Source organism: Streptomyces sp. NPDC031554, assembly GCF_055580685.1.
On record NZ_JBVIKX010000012.1, the window covers coordinates 114,950 to 132,987 of the forward strand.

Genomic DNA, 18,038 nt, shown 5'->3' on the forward strand with positions numbered 1-18,038 from the left:
AACTCGGCGTCCGCGGCCAGGACATGGAACGGTGTGGAGGAGGGGGGCGTCACCGCGCGGTGGTGGGCTGCGTCCGTCGGCCGAGGCCGGTCAGGTGATCCGCGGACGGGTCGTCTCCGGGCCGTCCGCTGTTCCCCCGAGGGGAGTCCGTGTCGTCGGTGCGGCCGAAAAGTGCGGGGGCGGGAGCAACCCTGCCGCCGTCTCGGCGGTCACACAGGCGTCACCTGTCTCATGCGTTTCCCTCTTGGTCCGGAAAGGGCCCCATTCTCCGTGTTGACTCGTACCCGGCTGACCGCGCTGGCCGCGACAGCCGCCCTCGCCGCCACCGGCGGCCTGATCACCGCCACGCCGGCCCTCGCGGCCGTCACCTGCGCCTCCCCCGTCTGGAAGGCGCAGTACTTCGCGAACACCTCGTTCAGCGGCACGCCGAAGCTGACCGCCTGCGACTCCGCCATCAGTGAGAACTACGGGTACGGCGACCCTGCCGGTGTCACCCTGCCCAAGGACAACTTCTCCGTCCGCTGGTCCCTGACCCGGGACTTCGGCTCCGGCGGCCCCTTCCGGCTCTCCGCCGCCACGCAGGACGGCATGCGCGTCTACGTCGACGGCGTGCGGAAGATCGACCTGTGGAAGAACGTCTCCACCACCGCCCGCAGGACCGTGGACCTGACCGTCCCGGCCGGCAGGCACACGATCCGCGTGGACTACGTCGCCTGGACCGGCCTCGCCCTCGCGGGGTTCACCTACGCCCCGCGCACCGAGGCCGCCGTCGACACGGTCAAGCCGCTCGCGCCGGCCGGCCCGACCGCCGCGTACAGCCGGGACACCTCCAGGACCACCCTGCGCTGGACCGCGAACAAGGAGATGGACCTCGCCGGTTACCGCGTGTACCGGCGGCTGAGCGGCACCCAGTGGGCGAAGGTCAGCGGCGCCTCCCTGCTCACCTCCCCGTCCTTCACGGACGTGACGCCCGCCACGGGCCAGACCTTCCTGTACGAGGTCCGCGCCGTCGACAGGGCGGGCCGCGAGTCGGCCGGAAGCCTCGACGTCACCGCGGTGACCGTGGACCGCACGGGCCCGGCCGCGCCGGGCGGCCTCTCCGTCGTGGGCGACGCGTGGTGGGCCACCCTCACCTGGCAGGGGGTCGCCGACGCGGCGCGGTACGAGGTGTACGCCGCCCCCGCGGCCGCCGGCCCGTTCGAGCTGCTGGGCACGGTGGCCACGACGTCGTACCGCACCGACGCCCCCGTGAACACCCCCCGGTACTACCGGGTGCGCGCCCTCGACGCGCTCGGCAACCCGTCGGCGTACGCCGCCGTCACCGGCGACGGCGTCGACCGGACGCCGCCGAAGCCCCCGGTCTCGCTCGACTCCCTCGTCCGGGTCGAGTACACCAACGTGTACTGGAAGCAGCCCGACGGCTTCTACGAGGACTTCGACAACGGCGGGACGTACCACGTCTACCGCTCGCTCGGCACGACCCTCGACCCGGCCGCGCTGACCCGCGTGACCTGCGCCGAGGAGAGCGACGAGACCAGCACCGGCGGCGTCTGCCACGACCTGGACATGCCCGAGGGCGTCCATGTGACGTACGCGGTCGCCGCGGTGGACCCGGCCGGGAACGAGTCGGCGCTGTCCGCCCCGCTCGTCGTCCGCACCGGCGACCGCGTCGCGCCCGGCCCGGTCACCGGCGTGAAGGCGACCCCGCGCGCCGACGGCGTGCTGGTCAGCTGGGACGCCTCACCGGAGGACGACGTCGACCGCTACGTGGTCCGCACCGGGGCCCGGCAGGCCGACGGCACGGTCAAGTGGCTCGGCTCCACCTCCTGCCGGGAGGGCACGAGCGACCCGCTCGCGGTCCTGTGCGGCGAGCTGCCCGACGGCGAGACGTACGTGTACGCGGTCGTCGCCAGGGACCGCTGGGACAACGCGCTGCCGCCGGGCGCCCCGCAGGTCGCGGTCGTCGAGGCCACCGAGCTGGACGTCCGGCCGTCCGTGACGGTCGTCCGGGACTGGGAGCTCGGCAGCCTGGGCCACGGCACCGTGATCGGCGGTCCCGACGAGGACGGGCCGTCCATCGGCTGGCGGTGCGACGCCACGGCCGCGTGCGAGGACGTCGTGGGCTACCGGGTCAGCCGGTGGAACGCGGCCGCGCGGGCGTACGAGCCGCTGCACGCCGGACTGCTGCCGGCCGGGACCCGCACCTACACGGACACCACGGCCGCGCGGGGGACCACGCACTTCTACACGCTGGAGGCGGTGCGCGCCGATGGCGGCGTCGCGGGCACCTACGTGTGGAACTGCGTCTTCCAGGACCGCGTCTAGCGGACGGTGCGCCCGGGCCGGAGACCCGGGGCCCGGGAGTCCGGGCCGAAGAGCCCGGATCGGGGGGCCGGGGCGGAGGAGCGGGGGCGGGACGTGCCGCTCCGGTCCTCCGCCCCGGCGACGGCCGGCCGGGGAGTCCGCGGGGACGGGCGGCTCAGTGCTCCTCGCGCAGCCCCCACGGGGTCCCGTACTCACCGAGCAGGTCGAGGAAGGGCTGGGGCGGCAGTGCCTCGGGGCCCAGGACGCCGCTCGCGCCCCACCTGCCGTCGGCGATCAGTTCCAGGGCGATCACCGGGTTGACGGCGGTCTGCCAGACGACGGCCTGGGAGCCGTACTCGCGCATCGACCATTCGTTGTCGACGACGTGGTACAGGTACACCTCGCGCGCGGCACCGTCCTTCGTCCCCCTGACCCAGGTGCCCGCGCAGGTCTTGCCCCTCATGCGGTCGCCCAGCGTGGCCGGGTCGGGCAGGCACGCGGCCACCACGTCCCGCGGGGAGACCTGGACGGGGCCGTCCGCGCCGGGGACGGTGACCTTCGCGGTCGAGTCGAGCCCCAGCTCGTGGAGGGTCCTGAGCTTGGCGATGAAGTCGTCGCCGAGGCCGTACTTGAAGGTCACCCGGCGCGCGTCCACCCAGCGGGGCATCAGGAGCACCTCCTCGTGCTCGACGTTCACGCACTCCACGGGGCCGATACCCTCGGGGAAGTCGAAGACCTCCGGCTCGCTGAAGGGTGCCGTGGTGAACCAGCCGCGGTCCTTCTCGTAGACGACGGGCGGGTTGAGGCACTCCTCGATGGTGGTCCAGATGCTGAAGGAGGGCGCGAAGCCGTGGCCCTCGACCGTGAGGTTCGCGCCGTCGCGGACGCCGATCTCGTCGATCTCGTCGAAGAGCCGGTCGGCCGCGTACCGGGCGAAGACGTCCGACAGGCCCGGCTCGACGCCCATGCCGACCAGGGCCAGCCGGCCGGCGCGCTCCCAGGCCCCGGCCAGGGCGAACTGCTCGTCGCCCAGCTTGACCCCGCACTGTTCGTGAGGGGCGGTCGGGTGCGGCACGGACAGCGACATCGCCATGTCGACGTAGTGCGTACCCGCGGCGAGTGCCGCGCGGAACAGCGGCATCACGAACCGCGGGTCGGTCGCGTTCAGCAGGACCTCGCACCCCTCCTCGGCGAGGAGCCGGCCGACGGCCGCCTCGTCGGAGGCGTCCAGGCGGCGCGCGCTGAACCGCTGCCCCGCGTCGCCGAGCGCGGCGACGGCCGCCTCGGCGCGGGCGAGGTCGCGGTCGGCGACGACCATGCGGGTCAGGAACCCGCGGCGGGCCGCGATACGGGTGGCGGCGGTTCCGACGCCGCCCGCGCCTACGAGGAGCACACGCATGTCACACACCGTTCTCGTCGGGAGTCGGGGCGGTTCCGGTGAACGCCCGGGGACACCCCGATGCAACACGACCGCGACGGTTAAGGTCTACGGCGTTGGCATAAGGGTTCCCGAAGGAGCGTGCGATGCCCAAGAGGGTGGTTCCCGAGGCGGAACGGCGCAGGCGGCGGCCGACCCGCCAGGGCACCGTGCTGTCGGAGCGGCAGATCGTGCGGACGGCGCTGCGGATACTGCGTGAGCACGGCGGCGCCGGGCTGACCGCACGCCGGCTCGGCGCCGCGCTGGGGGCCGACCCGAGCACCCTCTACCGGTACTTCGCCGGCCTGGACGACCTGACCCGCGCCATCGGCGAGGAGTTGATGGGGCGCGCCCTCGACAGCTGGACGCCCACCGGGAGTTGGCGCCCCGACCTGCGCGCCCTGGGCCTGGCCCTTCACACCTCCTACCTCGCCCACCCCCAGGCCGCCCTGCTGACCGCGAGCCGTGTCACCGGCCGGCCCCGGGAGATCCAGGTGGACGAGACGATCCTCGGCATCCTGCGCGGCGCCGGCTTCAGCGACGTGGACACCGTCGGCGTGTACCACGCCTTCATCGACCTGACCCTGGCCTTCGCCGCCCTGGACGCGGGCGCGCTGGCCGTCAAGGACGAGGCCAGGGGCGCGGACGAGGGCATGTGGACCTCCACCTACGCCCGGCTGCCCGCCGAGACCCATCCGCACATCGCCGCGACCGCGCACCTGCTGGCGGACCGGATGAACCTCAGCGCCTATCCGGTCGTACTGGACACGCTCCTGAACCAGGCCGAGGACCGGCTGGTCACCGCGCGGGACCGGGCCGGCGGCGGTACCGGGTGAGACCCGGGGGCGCGTCGACCGGAGCGGCGGCACGGCGGGGCGCCCGCGGCAGGCCGGACCCGGCACCCGCGACAAGCCGGACCCGGCGCCGGAGGCGGAGGGACCATCCGGGCGGGCGGCCCGCACGCGTCGAAGCGCATCGACGCGACCGTCATCCTGACGGACGGCCGACGCTCCGAGCGGCGAGCCCACTCGCCGTCGCACCCCTTGTCCCACGGGAAACGCATCCGTTACCTTCACGTGCCACCAAGTGAAGCGCTTCGACACTCATCCCAGGGCAGGGCCGCCGCAATGAGCCAGCAGCTGAACCGCAGGACCCCCGACGACGCGGACGACGCGGAGGTGCCCGTCCGGCACCGGACCGCCCGACCGGCCGATCCCGTGATCCCCGGCTTCCACCCCGACCCCAGCGTCTGCCGCGTCGGCGAGGACTACTACCTCGCCTGCTCCAGTTTCGAGTACTTCCCCGGCGTGCCCGTCTTCCACAGCCGCGACCTGGTGCACTGGACGCAGCTGGGCAACGCCCTGGACCGGCCGGAACAGCTGCGTCTGCCGGCCGGCATGCCGTCCTCCGGCGGGATCTACGCCCCCACCCTGCGCCACCACGACGGCCGCTTCTGGCTGATCGTCACCAACGTGAGCGAGGGCGGCGGAAACCTGATCGTCACGGCCACCGATCCCGCCGGCCCCTGGTCGGACCCCGTCCCCGCGCCGGGCGTACCGGGCATCGATCCCGACCTGGCCTGGGAGGAGGACGGCACGTGCTGGTGCACGGTCGCCGGGGTCTCCCAGATCCGTATCGACCCGTCCACCGGGCGGACGTACGGGACACCGCACCGGGTGTGGTCCGGTACGCCCGGCGCGAAGGCACCGGAGGCGCCGCACCTGTACCGGATCGGCGACCACTGGTACCTGCTCATCGCGGAGGGCGGCACCGAGCGCGGCCACGGCGTGTCGATCGCCCGGAGCCGCACGCCCGGCGGCCCGTTCGAGCCGTGCCCGGCCAACCCGGTCCTCACCCATCGCGGCACCGACCACCCCGTGCAGAACACCGGCCACGCCGACCTGGTCCAGGGCCCCGACGGCTCGTGGTGGATGGTCCTGCTCGGCGTGCGGCCGCGCGGCGGCACCCCCGGCTGGCACGTGCTCGGCCGTGAGACCTTCCTGGCGCCCGTGACGTGGGTGGACGGCTGGCCGGTCGTCGGCGAGGTCGGACCGGACCCGGCCACGCTCCCGTGGCCCCTCTCCCCCGGGCCCGCCGAGGAGCGCCGGGACGACTTCGAGCCGGGCGGACTGCGGCCGTGCTGGATCTCCCTGCGGGACCGCCCCGCCGAACACTGCACCACCGAGGAGCGCCCCGGATGGCTGACGCTCCGCGCACGGGGGGACTCCCTGGACGAGCCCGACGTGGTGTTCACCGGCCGGCGCCAGCAGCACCTGTCGTGCCGGGCGCGCACCCTGGTCGATCCCGCCCGGGGGCGCGGCGGGCTCGCCGTCCGGCTGGACGAGCGGCACCACTACGCGGTCGAGGCGTCCGGCACGGAGGTCCGGGTGGTCGCGCGCGTCGGCTCCCTGCGCACGGTCGTGGCCACGCACCCCGTGCCCGCCGGGCCCGTGGTCCTCGGCCTCACGATCACCGACCCGCCGCCTCCGCACGGGCCGGTCACCGGCCCCGACGTGGTCTCCCTCGGCGTCGAGGAGCCCGACGGCACCTTCACGGTGCTCGCGACGCTCGACGGCCGCTACCTGTCGACCGAGGTCGCCGGCGGCTTCAGCGGCCGGGTCCTCGGCATGTACGCCGCCGCCGGCACCGTCCACTTCGACTGGTTCGACTACGAGCCCCTCGACCGCTAGGACGTTCGGCGGCGGCGCGTCGCCGCCCGCCCCGGCCCGGCATCCGGTCCGCGGTACGGCGTCCTGACCGCCCGGCCCCTCGTCCCGGTCGCCTCCCCTCCCGGTCACCCCCTTCCCGGCGTCGGGCCGGCGCCGGGAAGGGACCGGGCGGCCCGCGGTGTCCCTCAGATGCGGGTCCACTTCTGGCCGGCCCGGCCGTCGCAGGTCCACAGGACCAGCCGGGTCCCGTTGGCGGTGCCGGCCCGGTCGACGTCGAGACACCGCCCGGCGTGCGCGTTGCGGATCGTTCCGTCGGAACCGACGGTCCACTTCTGGTTGTCCTGGCCGTTGCAGGGCCAGGTGATGACGCGGGTGCCGTCGGCGGTGCCCTGGTCGTAGGCGTCCAGGCACTTGTCGCCGAAGACCCTGATCTCGCCGCCGGCCCAGGTGGTCCACAACTGGTTGGCGGCCGTGTGGCAGTCCCAGATCAGTACGGTGGCCCCGGCCGCGGTGGAGGCGTTGTCCACGTCCAGGCAGCGGCCGGACGCGTTGCCGCGCAGCCTCGAGGTGGTGGCGGGCGACGGGCTGCCGCCGCTCACCCGGAACACGGCCACGCCGTGCGCGGGGACGCTCGCCGAGATCTGCCCGGATGTGCTCGACGTACCGCCGGTCCACAGGTCCGTGAGGGTGAACGGCCCCCCGGACAAGCCGACTTGCGCGGTGTTGGTGGTGACCGTGGCGGTACCGGCGCCCCGGTTGAACAGGCCCACCGCGACCGAGCCGTCGGACAGTGGCTTGGCGAACACCTCGGTGGTGCCGTCGTCCCGCACCCTGCGTCCGCCCGCGCCCAGGGGGTCCTGGTCGACCGCCAGCAGGCGCGGGTTGCGCAGGGTCGCGCTCACGTCGGCGGACATGGTGCGGATGTCGTTGCCGGCCATGAGCGGGGCGGCCATGAGGGCCCACAGGGCGAAGTGGGAGCGGGACTCGGTCAGCGACAGTCCGGGACGACCGACGACCAGCATGTCGGGGTCGTTCCAGTGCCCCGGGCCGGACTGCGCCGCGAGCGGGGCGGTGACGTCCAGGACGTTGCCGACACCCATCGGATAGCTGTTGGTGTTGCCGTTCTGCCAGATGTCGAGCAGGTCCTCGGTCGTGCGCCAGAGGTCGGCGACCCCGCCCCAGTCGTAGGTGGCGCCGGTGATGGCGTGCAGGCTGTTGGGGTTGATGCTGTAGACGATCGGCCGCCCGGTGGCGCGCAGGGCGTCACGCATCAGCGTGAACCGGGCGACCTGTTCGTCGCGGGTGCCGCTGGAGGAGCACCAGTCGTACTTCAGGTAGTCGACGCCCCAGGAGGCGAAGGTGGCGGCGTCCTGGACTTCGTGCCCCCTGCTGCCCGTGGACCCCGGGTAGCCGCCCGTGGCCTGCGCGCAGGTGCGCTCGCCCGGCACCTGGTAGATGCCGAACTTCAGGCCCTTGCCGTGGATGTGGTCCCCGAGCGCCTTCATCCCGCTCGGGAACTTGGCGGGGTCGGCCCGCAGGTTGCCCGCCGCGTCGCGCTGCGGGTCGAACCAGCAGTCGTCGACCACCACGTACCGGTAACCGGCGTCCCGCATCCCCGAGGACACCATCGCGTCGGCGGCCTCGCGGACCTTCGCCTCGGTGACCCCGCACCCGAAGCTGTTCCAGCTGTTCCAGCCCAGCGGCGGGGTGAGCGCCGGACTGCCGGGGGCGGCCGAAGCGGTCGACTGGACGGCGGCCGTGACGGACGCGGTGACCGTCAGCGCGACGGCCGCGAAGAGGTGGAGGAGTGTTCTGCCCGATCGTCTGAACACCGGGGCTCCTTTCCCGGAAGGGGAAGCCGTGAACTGCCTGTGCGGGAGGGCGGGCGCGGGCCCCGCGCGGCACACGGCCGCATCGGGGATCCCCTGACGCCGCCGCCACGCCGGACCTGCCGCTCCGGAGCACCGGAGCACCTCAGCAACTAAGCATCGAAAGATTCGTTCGATATTCCGAACATCATTCGGTCCCGAGGACTTTGACGGATCATCAGGGATGACATTGAGCATGTCAACACCGCACGGACCGCCGCCCCCACGGCATCCGCCGAGCCGTCGACACACCATCACACACCCTCGCGTCGAAATGTTTCGATGTGAATGGCGAATCATGCGAGAAGGATTGACGGGATCGTCAAGCTCCCTACCATCCCAATTGATCGGATAGTCGATCGGCGTTCGACATGACGAACCGAGACGAGCCCGCCCCGCCGTTCAGCTCGCGACGGGCGGGACCACCGCGCGTTCCCGGGCCGCACAAGGAGAGCGAAACGTGGACATGTCATGCCCTCAACAACCGCTGGGCCGTCGCCGGGTCCTGGCCGCCGCCACCGGCCTGGCCACCGGTGTCTTCCTGCCCCCGGCCGCGGCCTCCGGGACCGCCAGCGCCTCCGCTCCCCCTCCCGCCCCCGGTACGGCTCCCGCAGCCGCCGCGCAGTACGCGAACCCGGTGATCTGGCAGGACTTCGCCGACATCGACGTCCTGCGCGTCGGCGACACGTACTACGCCTCGGCCTCGACGATGCACTACTCCCCGGGCGCGCCCGTCCTGCGCTCCTACGACCTGGTGAACTGGGAGATCGCCGGCCATTCGGTGCCCGTCCTCGACTTCGGGGCCAAGTACGACCTGAACGGGGGCCGTGGCTACGTCCGTGGCGTCTGGGCGTCGTCGCTGGCCTACCGTCCCGGCAACAGGACCTTCTACTGGCTGGGCCAGATCGACTTCGCCCGGACGTACGTCTACACCGCCACCGCCGTCGAGGGGCCGTGGAACAGGCTGACGACCATCAGCACCCCTTACTACGACGCGGGACTGCTGGTCGACAGCGACGACACCCTGTACGTGGCCTATGGGAACACCACCATCAGCGTCGCCCAGCTCTCGCCCGACGGCCGCAACCAGGTGCGCACCCAACAGGTGTTCACCACACCGTCGAGTGTCGGAACCCTCGAGGGCGCCCGCTTCTACAAGATCAACGGGCAGTACTACATCTTCCTGACCCGCCCCGCGAACGGCCAGTACATCCTGAAGTCGTCGGGCGGTCCCTTCGGCCCGTACACGATGCGGCAGGTCCTGCTCGACCTGCGCGGGCCGATCGCCGGCGGCGGTGTCCCGCACCAGGGCGGGCTGGTGCAGACGCAGGGCGGTGCCTGGTACTACATGGCCTTCGTCGACGCCTACCCCGGCGGCCGGATGCCCGCCCTGGCGCCGGTGACCTGGACGCCGGACGGCTGGCCCGTCGTACAACTCGTGAACGGTGCCTGGGGCACCTCGTACCCCAGCCCGGCCGTGCCCGCTCCGCCGCGCCAGGTCACCCCCATGACCGGCGTCGACACCTTCGACGGCACGTCCCTGAAGCCCAGGTGGGAGTGGAACCACAACCCGGACGCCGCCAAATGGTCGGTCGGCGACGGCCTGACCCTGCGGACCGCGACCGTCACCAACGACCTGTACTCGGCCCGCAACACCCTCACCCACCGCATCCAGGGCCCCACCTCCACCGCCACGGTCCAGCTCGACCACTCCGCGATGCGGGACGGCGACCGCGCCGGACTCGCGCTGCTGCGTGACTCCTCCGCCTGGATCGGCGTCAAGCGCGACGGCGGCACGACGCGGGTGGTGATGGTCAACGGGCTGACGATGGACGGCAACTGGAACACCACCGGCACCGGCACCGAGGTCGCGAGCGCGACCGTCCCGGGAAGCCGCGTCTGGCTGCGTGCCGGCGCGGACATCCGCCCCGGCGCGGCACGCCCCGGAACCTTCTCCTACAGCACCGACGGCACCTACTTCACCCGCCTCGGTCCCGCCTTCTCCCTCGGCAACGACTGGCGGTTCTTCATGGGCTACCGGTTCGCCCTCTTCAACCACGCCACCCAGGCACTCGGCGGCGCGGTCCGCGTCACACGGTTCGAGCTGTCCGTGCCCTGAGCCGATCCGGTCACCGGCACCATCCACCCCCACTCCCGACCGTACGAGGAGAAGGATGAACCCGCTGAAGCGGCCCGGCCGACGCCGGGCCTCCGTACCGGGCCTGCCGGCCGTGGCAGCGATGGTGACGCCCACCACCGTGACCGGCGCGTCCGGCGCCGAACGGACCACCACGCCGGGCGCCCAGGCGGCACAGTCCGGGCGGTACTTCGGAGCCGCCGTGGCCGCCGGAGAACTCGGTGACGACACCTACACCTCGATCCTGGACCGCGAGTTCAACTCGGTCACGCCCGAGAACCAGATGAAGCCGGATCCTGGACCCGGGACATCAGCCACGGCGAGATGATCCGCGCGGGCTACGACCGGACGATCGGCATCGACTCCTGCCGGCTCCAGTACCCGTACCAGGGCCTGAACCCCAATACGAGCGGTGACTACGACAGCCTGCCGTGGCGGCTGGGTCTGCTCACCCAGACCAGCTCCACCTGCTGACGGAGGGGGTCCCGCCGCTCGTGCGGAGCCCCCTCCGCCCCGCCGTAGCACGCCGAGGGGTCCGCACCGGGAACGCGGGCGGAGGGCGACGGGTTCCCGGACCGGGCCGGCTCCGTGGCGGACAACGGTCACCGACGCCCGTCCGGAGGGACCGCCCGGCCCGAACGGATTCCGGACCGGCCGAACCGGTGCTCCCGCCCGCTCACAGGCGCTGGTTCGCGACGTCGACCTCGTCCGGTTCCGGTCCCGTGGCCGGGTCCCGCTCCGCCCGCAGCAGGCGCAGCCGGTCCAGCCGGGAGATGACGGGCGAGGCCGTGACCCCGTGCAGGACGACGGAGACCAGGACGGTGAAGGCCACCACCGCCCACAGTTCCCCGGCCGGGACGTGGAACGTCTGGGTGCCGAGCGCGTAGGAGAGGTAGAAGAGCGAGCCGATCCCGCGGATGCCGAAGAAGGCGGTCACCAGGCGTTCGCGGGGGCCCGCGGCCGAGCCGAGCTGGGCGAGCCAGCCGGTCAGGGGGCGGATGACGAACAGCAGCGACAGGCCGACGAGGGCACCCTGCCAGGTCAGCTCGGACAGGATCCCCTGTCCGAGGCAGGCGCCGAGCAGCAGGAGCAGGCCGGCGGTCAGAAGGCGCTCCACCTGTTCCACGAAGTCGTGCATCACCGTGTGGTAGCCGTGGGCGCGTTCGGCGGCCCGCAGGCGGCAGGCCGTGACGAACACGGCGAGGAAGCCGTAGCCGTGGGCCGCCTCGGTGAGACCGTAGGCCAGGAGCATGGCTCCCAGGGCGACGAAACCCTCCCCGTGTTCGGACAGCCGCATCGTCCGCGGACCGGCGCGGAAGAACAGCCAGCCCAGCAGCGCTCCCACGGCCAGGCCGCCGGCCACGCCCACGGCGCACTTGTACAGCAGGTCGACCAGCAGCCAGTGCCCGATCCAGTCCCCGGACATCCCCGTACCGGCCGAGGCGGCCAGCGCCGTCGCGGCCGCGACCAGGGGGAAGGCCAGCCCGTCGTTGAGTCCCGCCTCGCTGGTCAGCGCGAACCGCACCTCGTCCTCGTCGTGCTCGGAGTCGGTGGGCGCGCCGACCCGCACCTCGGAGGCGAGCACCGGGTCGGTGGGCACGAGCACGGCGGCGAGGAGCAGCGCGGCGGCCGGCGGCCAGTCCAGCAGCCCCAAGGCGAGGAGCGCCGTCGCCACGACGGTCAGGGGCATCGTGATGCCGAGCAGCCGCCAGGTGGCACCCCAGCGGCGGCGGCCGAAGGGCCGGTTCAGGGCGAGCCCCGCCCCCATCAGCGAGACGATGACGCAGATCTCGGTGAGGTGCTCCGCCCATGCCCCGTCGCGGACGGGGTCGATCTCCGGCAGGGGCACGGGCAGCAGGGGCAGGACGGCGCCGCAGGCCAGGAACACGAGCGGCGCCGACAGCGGCCGGCCGGCCACCAGACGGGGCAGCATCGCCGCCCCCAGCACACCCGCTCCGAGCAGGGCAAAGAGGAAATCAGCCGAGGTCATCGCTGACGAGTGCCCGCCACCGGTCGAAGATACGCAGGCCCACCGACGTGCACCGGCCGGACGGGAGCGGCCGGCGTGCCGCGCCGGACGACGGTCCCGGCGCCGTCCGCAGCGGCGGGCCCGGCGCCGTCCGCGGGGCGGGCCCGTGGTCCGGCCCCGGGCCGCCGCACGTTAGGAGCCCCGGGGCAGGGGTAGTCGGACGCCCGGCGGGACGGGCCCGGTGGCCGGCCGCGTGCGGGGTGACCCGTGTGGCGGCCGGCCGGGCGCGCGGTGAGACTGGGGCGAGCGGCGGCCGACGATGGGTGGGTCATGCACAGCGTTGAGGAAACGATCGAGATCGCGGTTCCGGTGAGCACCGCGTACAACCAGTGGACGCAGTTCACGGGCTTCCCCCGGTTCATGAGGGCGGTGAAGAGGGTCGACCAGGTCAGGCCCGCCCTCACCCGGTGGACCATCGCGGCGGGACCGCTGCGCCGTGAGTTCCAGGCCGAGATCGTGGAGCAGGAGCCCGACTCGCACGTGGTCTGGCGGAGTCTCGAGCGGCATCACGCCCACCGGGGCGAGGTGACGTTCCGGCCCACCTCGGCGGGCGGCACGCTGATGACCGTACGGATCCACGTCGAACCGCGCGGCGTCACCGGCGTGCTCGCCGGCGTCCCCCGGCTGGCCGACCGGGTCGTACGGGACGAGCTGCGGCGTTTCAAGGAGTACATCGAGGGCCTGGGAGAAGAGACCGGGGCCTGGCGGGGAACCGTCCACGACGGGCGGGTACGGCCCGAGGAACCCAAGCCGCACCGGAGCCGGGTGGCCCGCTGGCCCGTCGGCTGATCCGCGAGCGGCAGCAGCACGAGGGAAGAGGCGACACGATGAAGAAGGCGCCCGGCGACGAGCCGACCGAGGCTCTGACCGTGACCCCGCCGAAGAAGTGGGCCGCGGGCGTGCCCGCGGTGGTCCACGCGATGGAGTACTCCCTGGAGGAGACCTCGCCCCGCAACGCCGGGCACACGTTGCTGACCATGAACCAGGTGGACGGCATCGACTGCCCCGGCTGCGCCTGGGCGGACCCCGCGCCGGGCCACCGGCACCGCAACGAGTACTGCGAGAACGGCGCCAAGCACATCAACGACGAGGCGACGACGAGGCGCGTCACCGCCGACTTCTTCCGCACGCACCCGGTCTCCGAGCTGGGCCGGCGCTCCGACGCCTGGCTGAACCAGCAGGGACGGCTGACCGAACCGGTGGTCAAGCGACCGGGGTCCGACCACTACGAGCCCATCAGCTGGAACGACGCCTTCGGCCTGCTCGCCGCGGAGCTGACGTCGCTCGACTCCCCCGACGAGGCCGTGTTCTACACCTCCGGCCGGGCGAGCAACGAGGCCGCGTTCGTCCTGCAGCTGTTCGCCAGGGCGCTGGGCACCAACAACCTGCCCGACTGCAGCAACATGTGCCACGAGTCCAGCGGGTTCGCCCTGCACGAGACCCTGGGCACCGGCAAGGGCACGGTCAGTCTCGACGATCTGCACCACGCCGACCTGATCTTCCTGGTGGGGCAGAACCCCGGGAGCAACCACCCGCGGCAGCTGTCCGCGCTCGAGGAGGCCAAGCGCAACGGCGCCCGCGTCATCGCGGTGAACCCGCTGCCGGAGGCCGGTCTGCTGAGGTTCAGGAACCCGCAGAAGCCGCGCGGGGTGATCGGGCAGGGCGTCGAGATCGCCGATCGGTTCCTCCACATCCGCAACGGTGGCGACCTCGCCCTGTTCCAGGGGCTCAACCGGCTGCTGCTGGAGGCCGAGGACGCCCGGCCGGGCCAGGTGCTCGCCCACGACTTCATCGCCTCCGACACCGAGGGCTTCGAGGAGTTCGCCGAGCACGCCCGCACCGTCGACTGGGAGGACGTCCTCGCCGCGACCGCGCTGACGCGCGAGGAGATCGAGCAGGTCCGGGACGAGGTGCTGCGCAGCGACCGCGTCATCGTCTGCTGGGCGATGGGGATCACGCAGCACAAGCACGCCGTCCCCACCATCCGGGAGATGGTGAACTTCCTGCTGCTGCGCGGCAACGTCGGCCGGGCCGGCACCGGCGCCTGCCCGGTGCGCGGGCACAGCAACGTGCAGGGCGACCGCACGATGGGCATCTGGGAGCAGATGCCGGACGAATTCCTCGACGCGCTCCAGGAGGAGTTCGGCTTCGATCCGCCGCGCGCCCACGGCCTGGACTCCGTCAACTCGATCAAGGCGATGCGCGAGGGCCGCATCAAGTTCTTCCTGTCACTGGCCGGCAATTTCGTCCGCGCCGCCCCGGACAGCGAGATCACCGAGGAGGCAGTGCGCGGCTGCCGCACGACCGTCCACATCTCCACCAAGCTCAACCGGTCGCACACCGTCTGCGGCGAGACGGCGCTCATCCTGCCGACCCTCGGCCGCACCGAACGGGACATCCAGGCCGACGGGGAGCAGTTCGTCACCGTGGAGAACTCGATGAGCGAGGTGCACACCTCCCGCGGCCGTCTCCAGCCCGCCTCCCCCCTGCTGCTCAGCGAGGTCGCCATTGTGTGCCGGCTCGCCCGCCGCACCCTCGACAAGGCGAGGGCGGACATCCCGTGGGAGGAGTTCGAGGCCGACTACGGCACGATCCGCGACCGCGTCTCCCGCGTCGTCCCCGGCCTGCACGACTTCAACCGGCGGGTGACGCGTCCCGGCGGCATCCAGCTGCCGAACCCGGTCAACGAGGGCGTCTACCACAACCCCGCGGGCAAGGCGCTGTTCACCCGCAACGCCTGGGAGATGCTGAACGCCCCCGAGGGGCACCTGCTGCTGCAGACCCTGCGCTCGCACGACCAGTGGAACACCGTGCCCTACACGTCGAACGACCGCTACCGGGGCATCCACGGCAGCCGGCGGGTGGTGCTCGTCCACCCGGAGGACATCATCGGTCTCGGTCTGGCCGAGGGGCAGTACGTCGACCTGGTCGGTGTCTGGCAGGACAACGCCGAGCGCCGCGCCGAGGGCTTCCGCGTGGTGCCGTACCCGACCACGCGCGGCTGTGCCGCCGCCTACTACCCGGAGACCAACGTCCTGGTACCGCTGGAGAGCGTGGCCGACAAGAGCAACCAGCCGACGTCGAAGGGGATCGTGGTCCGGCTGGAGCCCGTCGCCGCGCCCCGGTCGGAGGCGTCCCCGAGCCGGGGTCCGTCCGCCCGCCCGACGGCGTGAGCGGGGTCGCTGCGAGGGTCAGCGCGGAAGCGTCCAGCCGGGCGTCCAGGTCCCGGCGGCGCCGTGGTCGGCCGCTGTGGCCGCGAGGTGGGCGCGGAGGATGTCCAGGGCCGGGTGGGGGTTGTCGCGCCGCCACAGGAGGGAGTGCGGGTAGACGGGCGTCGGGTCGGTCACCGGGATGCGGCGCAGGCCATGGCCGGCGGGCCACACCAGGCGCGTGTGTCCGCCCATGAAGGTGGCCAGGGCCGGGGTGTCGGCGACGGTGTCGAGGAGGGCGTCGGAGCCGAAGTTGGGGCCGGTGGCCTCGATGGTGAGGCCGAACTCGGCCACGAGGTCGTCGTAGTAGGCGGCCCATTCGGTGCCGGGGACGATGCCGGGCATCCAGATCCGGTGTCCGGCGAGCTGTTCGACGGTCACGGACCGGGCGCCGGCCAGTGCGTGGGCGGGACCGGTGAGGAGCTGGAGCGGCTCGTCGAGCACCCGGACCGACGCGATGTCCTCCGGCAGGGGTCTGCCCGGCGCGGCGACGGCGCGGAAGGACGCGTCGATCGTGCCGGAGCGCACGGCGGCGACGGCGGCCTCGATGTCGAGGAGCATCACCACGTCGAGATCGATCTCGGGGTGGGCGCCGTGGAAGCCGCGCATGAGCCCCGACGCCGCTCCGCGCGAGGCGATGATGTCGACGCGCAGGGGCCGGCGGCCGGCGCGCACGGACGTGAGCGCGCGCTCGGCGACGCGCAGCAGTTCGCGCGCATGGGGCAGGAACGCCTGCCCGTCGATGGTGAGTCCGGCTCCGCGCGCGGTCCGGGTGAACAGTCGCACCGCGAGGTGGCGCTCCAGCGCGGCGATGCGCTTGGAGACGGCCTGCTGGGTGATCCCCAGCTCGGCGGCCGCCTCCTGGAACCGTCCCGTGTCGGCGGCGGCCACGAACGTCCGGACGGTGTCGAGATCCATGCCGGCATCCTAAAGACACAACGGCGGGTTGTGGCCGAGAGCCCGTCCGTTGTTTGATTCCCGGCCGGAGCCTTCGCTTTGATGCGTCCGATCGCTTGTCGGTTGTACGGAAGGGGCGGGCGGGGAGTGTCAGGCACGCAGAGCGGGCACCGGCCGGGACGGCGGCTCGGGCGTCGGCGGGGGCGGCGGCTGGGGCGGCCGTTCGGGTGGCTGTGGGGGGCGTACGCGACGAGCGCGCTCGGTACGTGGCTCGCCTTCGGCGCGTTCCCGCTGATCGCCGTCCAGGTGCTGCACGCCGGACCGGCCGAGGTCGCGGCGCTCGCCTCGGCGGGAGCGGCGGTGGGCGCGGCGGCGGCGGTGCCGCTCGGCCCGTGGGTGGAGTTCCGGCGCAAGCGGCCGGTGCTGATCGCGACGGACCTGGTGCGGTGCGCGGCGCTGCTGACGGTCCCGGTGGCGTTCGCGCTCGGCGTGCTCACCTTCCTTCAGCTCCTGCTGGTCTCGGTCGTCGTCGCGGCGGCCGACATCACCTTCCGTGCCGCTTCCGGCGCCTACCTCAAGACGCTGCTGCCGGCCGAGGACCTGCTCGTCGCCAACGCCCGCCTGGAGTCCACGGCCTGGACGACCACGATCGTCGGACCGCCGCTGGGCGGCGCGGCGATCGGGCTCCTCGGCCCGGTGGCGACGGTGGTGACCGACGCGGTGAGCCACCTGCTGTCGGCGTTCGGTCTGTGCGCGACGGGCGGGCACGAGCCGCGGCCCGGGCGCCGGGAGGCCGGGCGCCCGCGGGCCGGGGACCTGCTCGACGGCTGGCGGTACGTCCTCGCCGACGCGACGCTGCGTCCGCTGTTCCTCAACACCACCGTGTTCAACGGCCTGGTGATGGCCTCCTCGCCGCTGCTGGCCGTCCTGATGCTCGGCCCGCTCGGGTTCGCGCCGTGGCAGTACGGCCTGGCCTTCGCCGTACCCTCGGTCGGCGGACTGCTCGGTTCGCGGCTGGCGCCGTCGCTGGTCACGCGGTTCGGGCAGCGGCAGGTCCTGCTCGTGTCCGGGACGCTGCGTGCGGTGTGGCCCGTCGGCCTGGCCTTCCTGGGGCCGGGCACCGGAGGGATGCTGCTGGTGATGGGTGTCGAGCTCGGGCTCATCTTCTGTTGCGGGGTCTTCAACCCCGTCCACGCCACCTACCGTCTCGAACGCACCGCGACCGACCGGGTCGTCCGCACGCTGTCGGCCTGGGCGGTGACGGCCAAGGCATCGACCGCGCTCCTGACGGCGGTCTGGGGTGTGCTGGGAAGCCTGCTGGGGCCGCGGACGGCCATCGCTCTGGCCGGCGTCCTCCTGCTCGCGACCCCGCTGCTGCTCCCCCGCCGCGCGACGGCGCGTCCGGCCGGTTCGGCGCCGGCGCCGAACCTCACCTGACGGGGCGCCCCCGCGATCATCGTGACCGGGACGGGGAGGCGGAGCCGTGCCGGTGGCCGGTCTCCGGGTGC

The 18,038-nt window shown here is 73.0% G+C and carries 12 protein-coding genes and 1 pseudogene; 9 read left to right on the forward strand and 4 right to left on the reverse strand.

Annotation, left to right across the window (positions count from 1 at the left end; genetic code table 11):
* The first annotated feature begins 270 nt into the window (after positions 1-270).
* Positions 271-2,325 (forward strand): PA14 domain-containing protein, encoded by a 2,055-nt coding sequence (locus tag ACZ5FU_RS27690; protein WP_451528395.1) that lies wholly within the window; start codon positions 271-273, stop codon positions 2,323-2,325.
* 154 nt (positions 2,326-2,479) lie between these two features.
* Here ACZ5FU_RS27690 and ACZ5FU_RS27695 read toward each other — a convergent pair whose 3' ends face one another.
* The gene (locus tag ACZ5FU_RS27695) at positions 2,480-3,703 is read right to left on the reverse strand and encodes a saccharopine dehydrogenase family protein (protein WP_451528394.1); all 1,224 of its coding nucleotides are present in this window, start codon (positions 3,701-3,703) and stop codon (positions 2,480-2,482) included.
* 125 nt (positions 3,704-3,828) lie between these two features.
* Here ACZ5FU_RS27695 and ACZ5FU_RS27700 point away from each other — a divergent pair, with 125 nt between their 5' ends.
* Together ACZ5FU_RS27700 and ACZ5FU_RS27705 are read left to right on the forward strand one after the other, a co-directional pair.
* Positions 3,829-4,557, forward strand: a complete 729-nt coding sequence (locus ACZ5FU_RS27700; RefSeq protein WP_451528393.1) for a TetR/AcrR family transcriptional regulator — start codon at positions 3,829-3,831, stop codon at positions 4,555-4,557.
* A 291-nt stretch (positions 4,558-4,848) separates the two neighbouring features.
* Positions 4,849-6,411, forward strand: a complete 1,563-nt coding sequence (locus tag ACZ5FU_RS27705) for a glycoside hydrolase family 43 protein (protein ID WP_451778538.1) — start codon at positions 4,849-4,851, stop codon at positions 6,409-6,411.
* Positions 6,412-6,575: 164 nt separating this feature from the next.
* On the opposite strand, the gene ACZ5FU_RS27710 is transcribed toward ACZ5FU_RS27705, so the two are convergent.
* A complete protein-coding gene (locus ACZ5FU_RS27710; RefSeq protein WP_451778541.1) occupies positions 6,576-8,222 on the reverse strand; it encodes a glycoside hydrolase family 27 protein in 1,647 nt (548 codons plus the stop codon).
* Positions 8,223-8,724: 502 nt separating this feature from the next.
* Between ACZ5FU_RS27710 and ACZ5FU_RS27715 the strand changes: the two genes are divergently transcribed.
* The 3 genes and pseudogenes from ACZ5FU_RS27715 to ACZ5FU_RS27725 all read left to right on the forward strand — a co-directional run.
* Positions 8,725-10,377, forward strand: coding sequence for a glycoside hydrolase family 43 protein (locus ACZ5FU_RS27715; protein WP_451778722.1), 1,653 nt, complete (start codon positions 8,725-8,727; stop codon positions 10,375-10,377).
* 121 nt (positions 10,378-10,498) lie between these two features.
* Positions 10,499-10,723: an endo-1,4-beta-xylanase gene (locus tag ACZ5FU_RS27720; RefSeq protein WP_468645785.1), complete on the forward strand. Its 225-nt coding sequence runs from the start codon at positions 10,499-10,501 to the stop codon at positions 10,721-10,723.
* Positions 10,684-10,869, forward strand: a pseudogene (locus ACZ5FU_RS27725) (hypothetical protein); the annotation flags it as partial. The gene ACZ5FU_RS27720 and the pseudogene ACZ5FU_RS27725, both read left to right, overlap by 40 nt.
* A 202-nt stretch (positions 10,870-11,071) precedes the next feature.
* Here the strand turns inward: ACZ5FU_RS27725 and ACZ5FU_RS27730 are convergent.
* Entirely contained in the window at positions 11,072-12,385 is a 1,314-nt protein-coding gene (locus tag ACZ5FU_RS27730; RefSeq protein ID WP_451528388.1) for a cation:proton antiporter, read from the reverse strand.
* Positions 12,386-12,694: 309 nt separating this feature from the next.
* On the opposite strand from ACZ5FU_RS27730, the gene ACZ5FU_RS27735 reads away from it, so the two are divergent.
* A complete protein-coding gene (locus ACZ5FU_RS27735) occupies positions 12,695-13,213 on the forward strand; it encodes an SRPBCC family protein (RefSeq protein WP_451778547.1) in 519 nt (172 codons plus the stop codon).
* 38 nt (positions 13,214-13,251) lie between these two features.
* Positions 13,252-15,597 carry an FdhF/YdeP family oxidoreductase gene (locus ACZ5FU_RS27740; protein ID WP_451528386.1) on the forward strand — a complete coding sequence of 782 codons (2,346 nt, stop codon included), beginning with the start codon at positions 13,252-13,254 and terminating at the stop codon, positions 15,595-15,597.
* Positions 15,598-15,615: 18 nt separating this feature from the next.
* Here the strand turns inward: ACZ5FU_RS27740 and ACZ5FU_RS27745 are convergent, their stop codons facing one another.
* Entirely contained in the window at positions 15,616-16,551 is a 936-nt protein-coding gene (locus tag ACZ5FU_RS27745; RefSeq protein WP_451528385.1) for a LysR family transcriptional regulator, read from the reverse strand.
* Between the two features lie 126 nt (positions 16,552-16,677).
* On the opposite strand from ACZ5FU_RS27745, the gene ACZ5FU_RS27750 reads away from it, so the two are divergent.
* A complete protein-coding gene (locus ACZ5FU_RS27750) occupies positions 16,678-17,967 on the forward strand; it encodes an MFS transporter (protein WP_451528384.1) in 1,290 nt (429 codons plus the stop codon).
* The last annotated feature ends 71 nt before the right edge of the window (positions 17,968-18,038 follow it).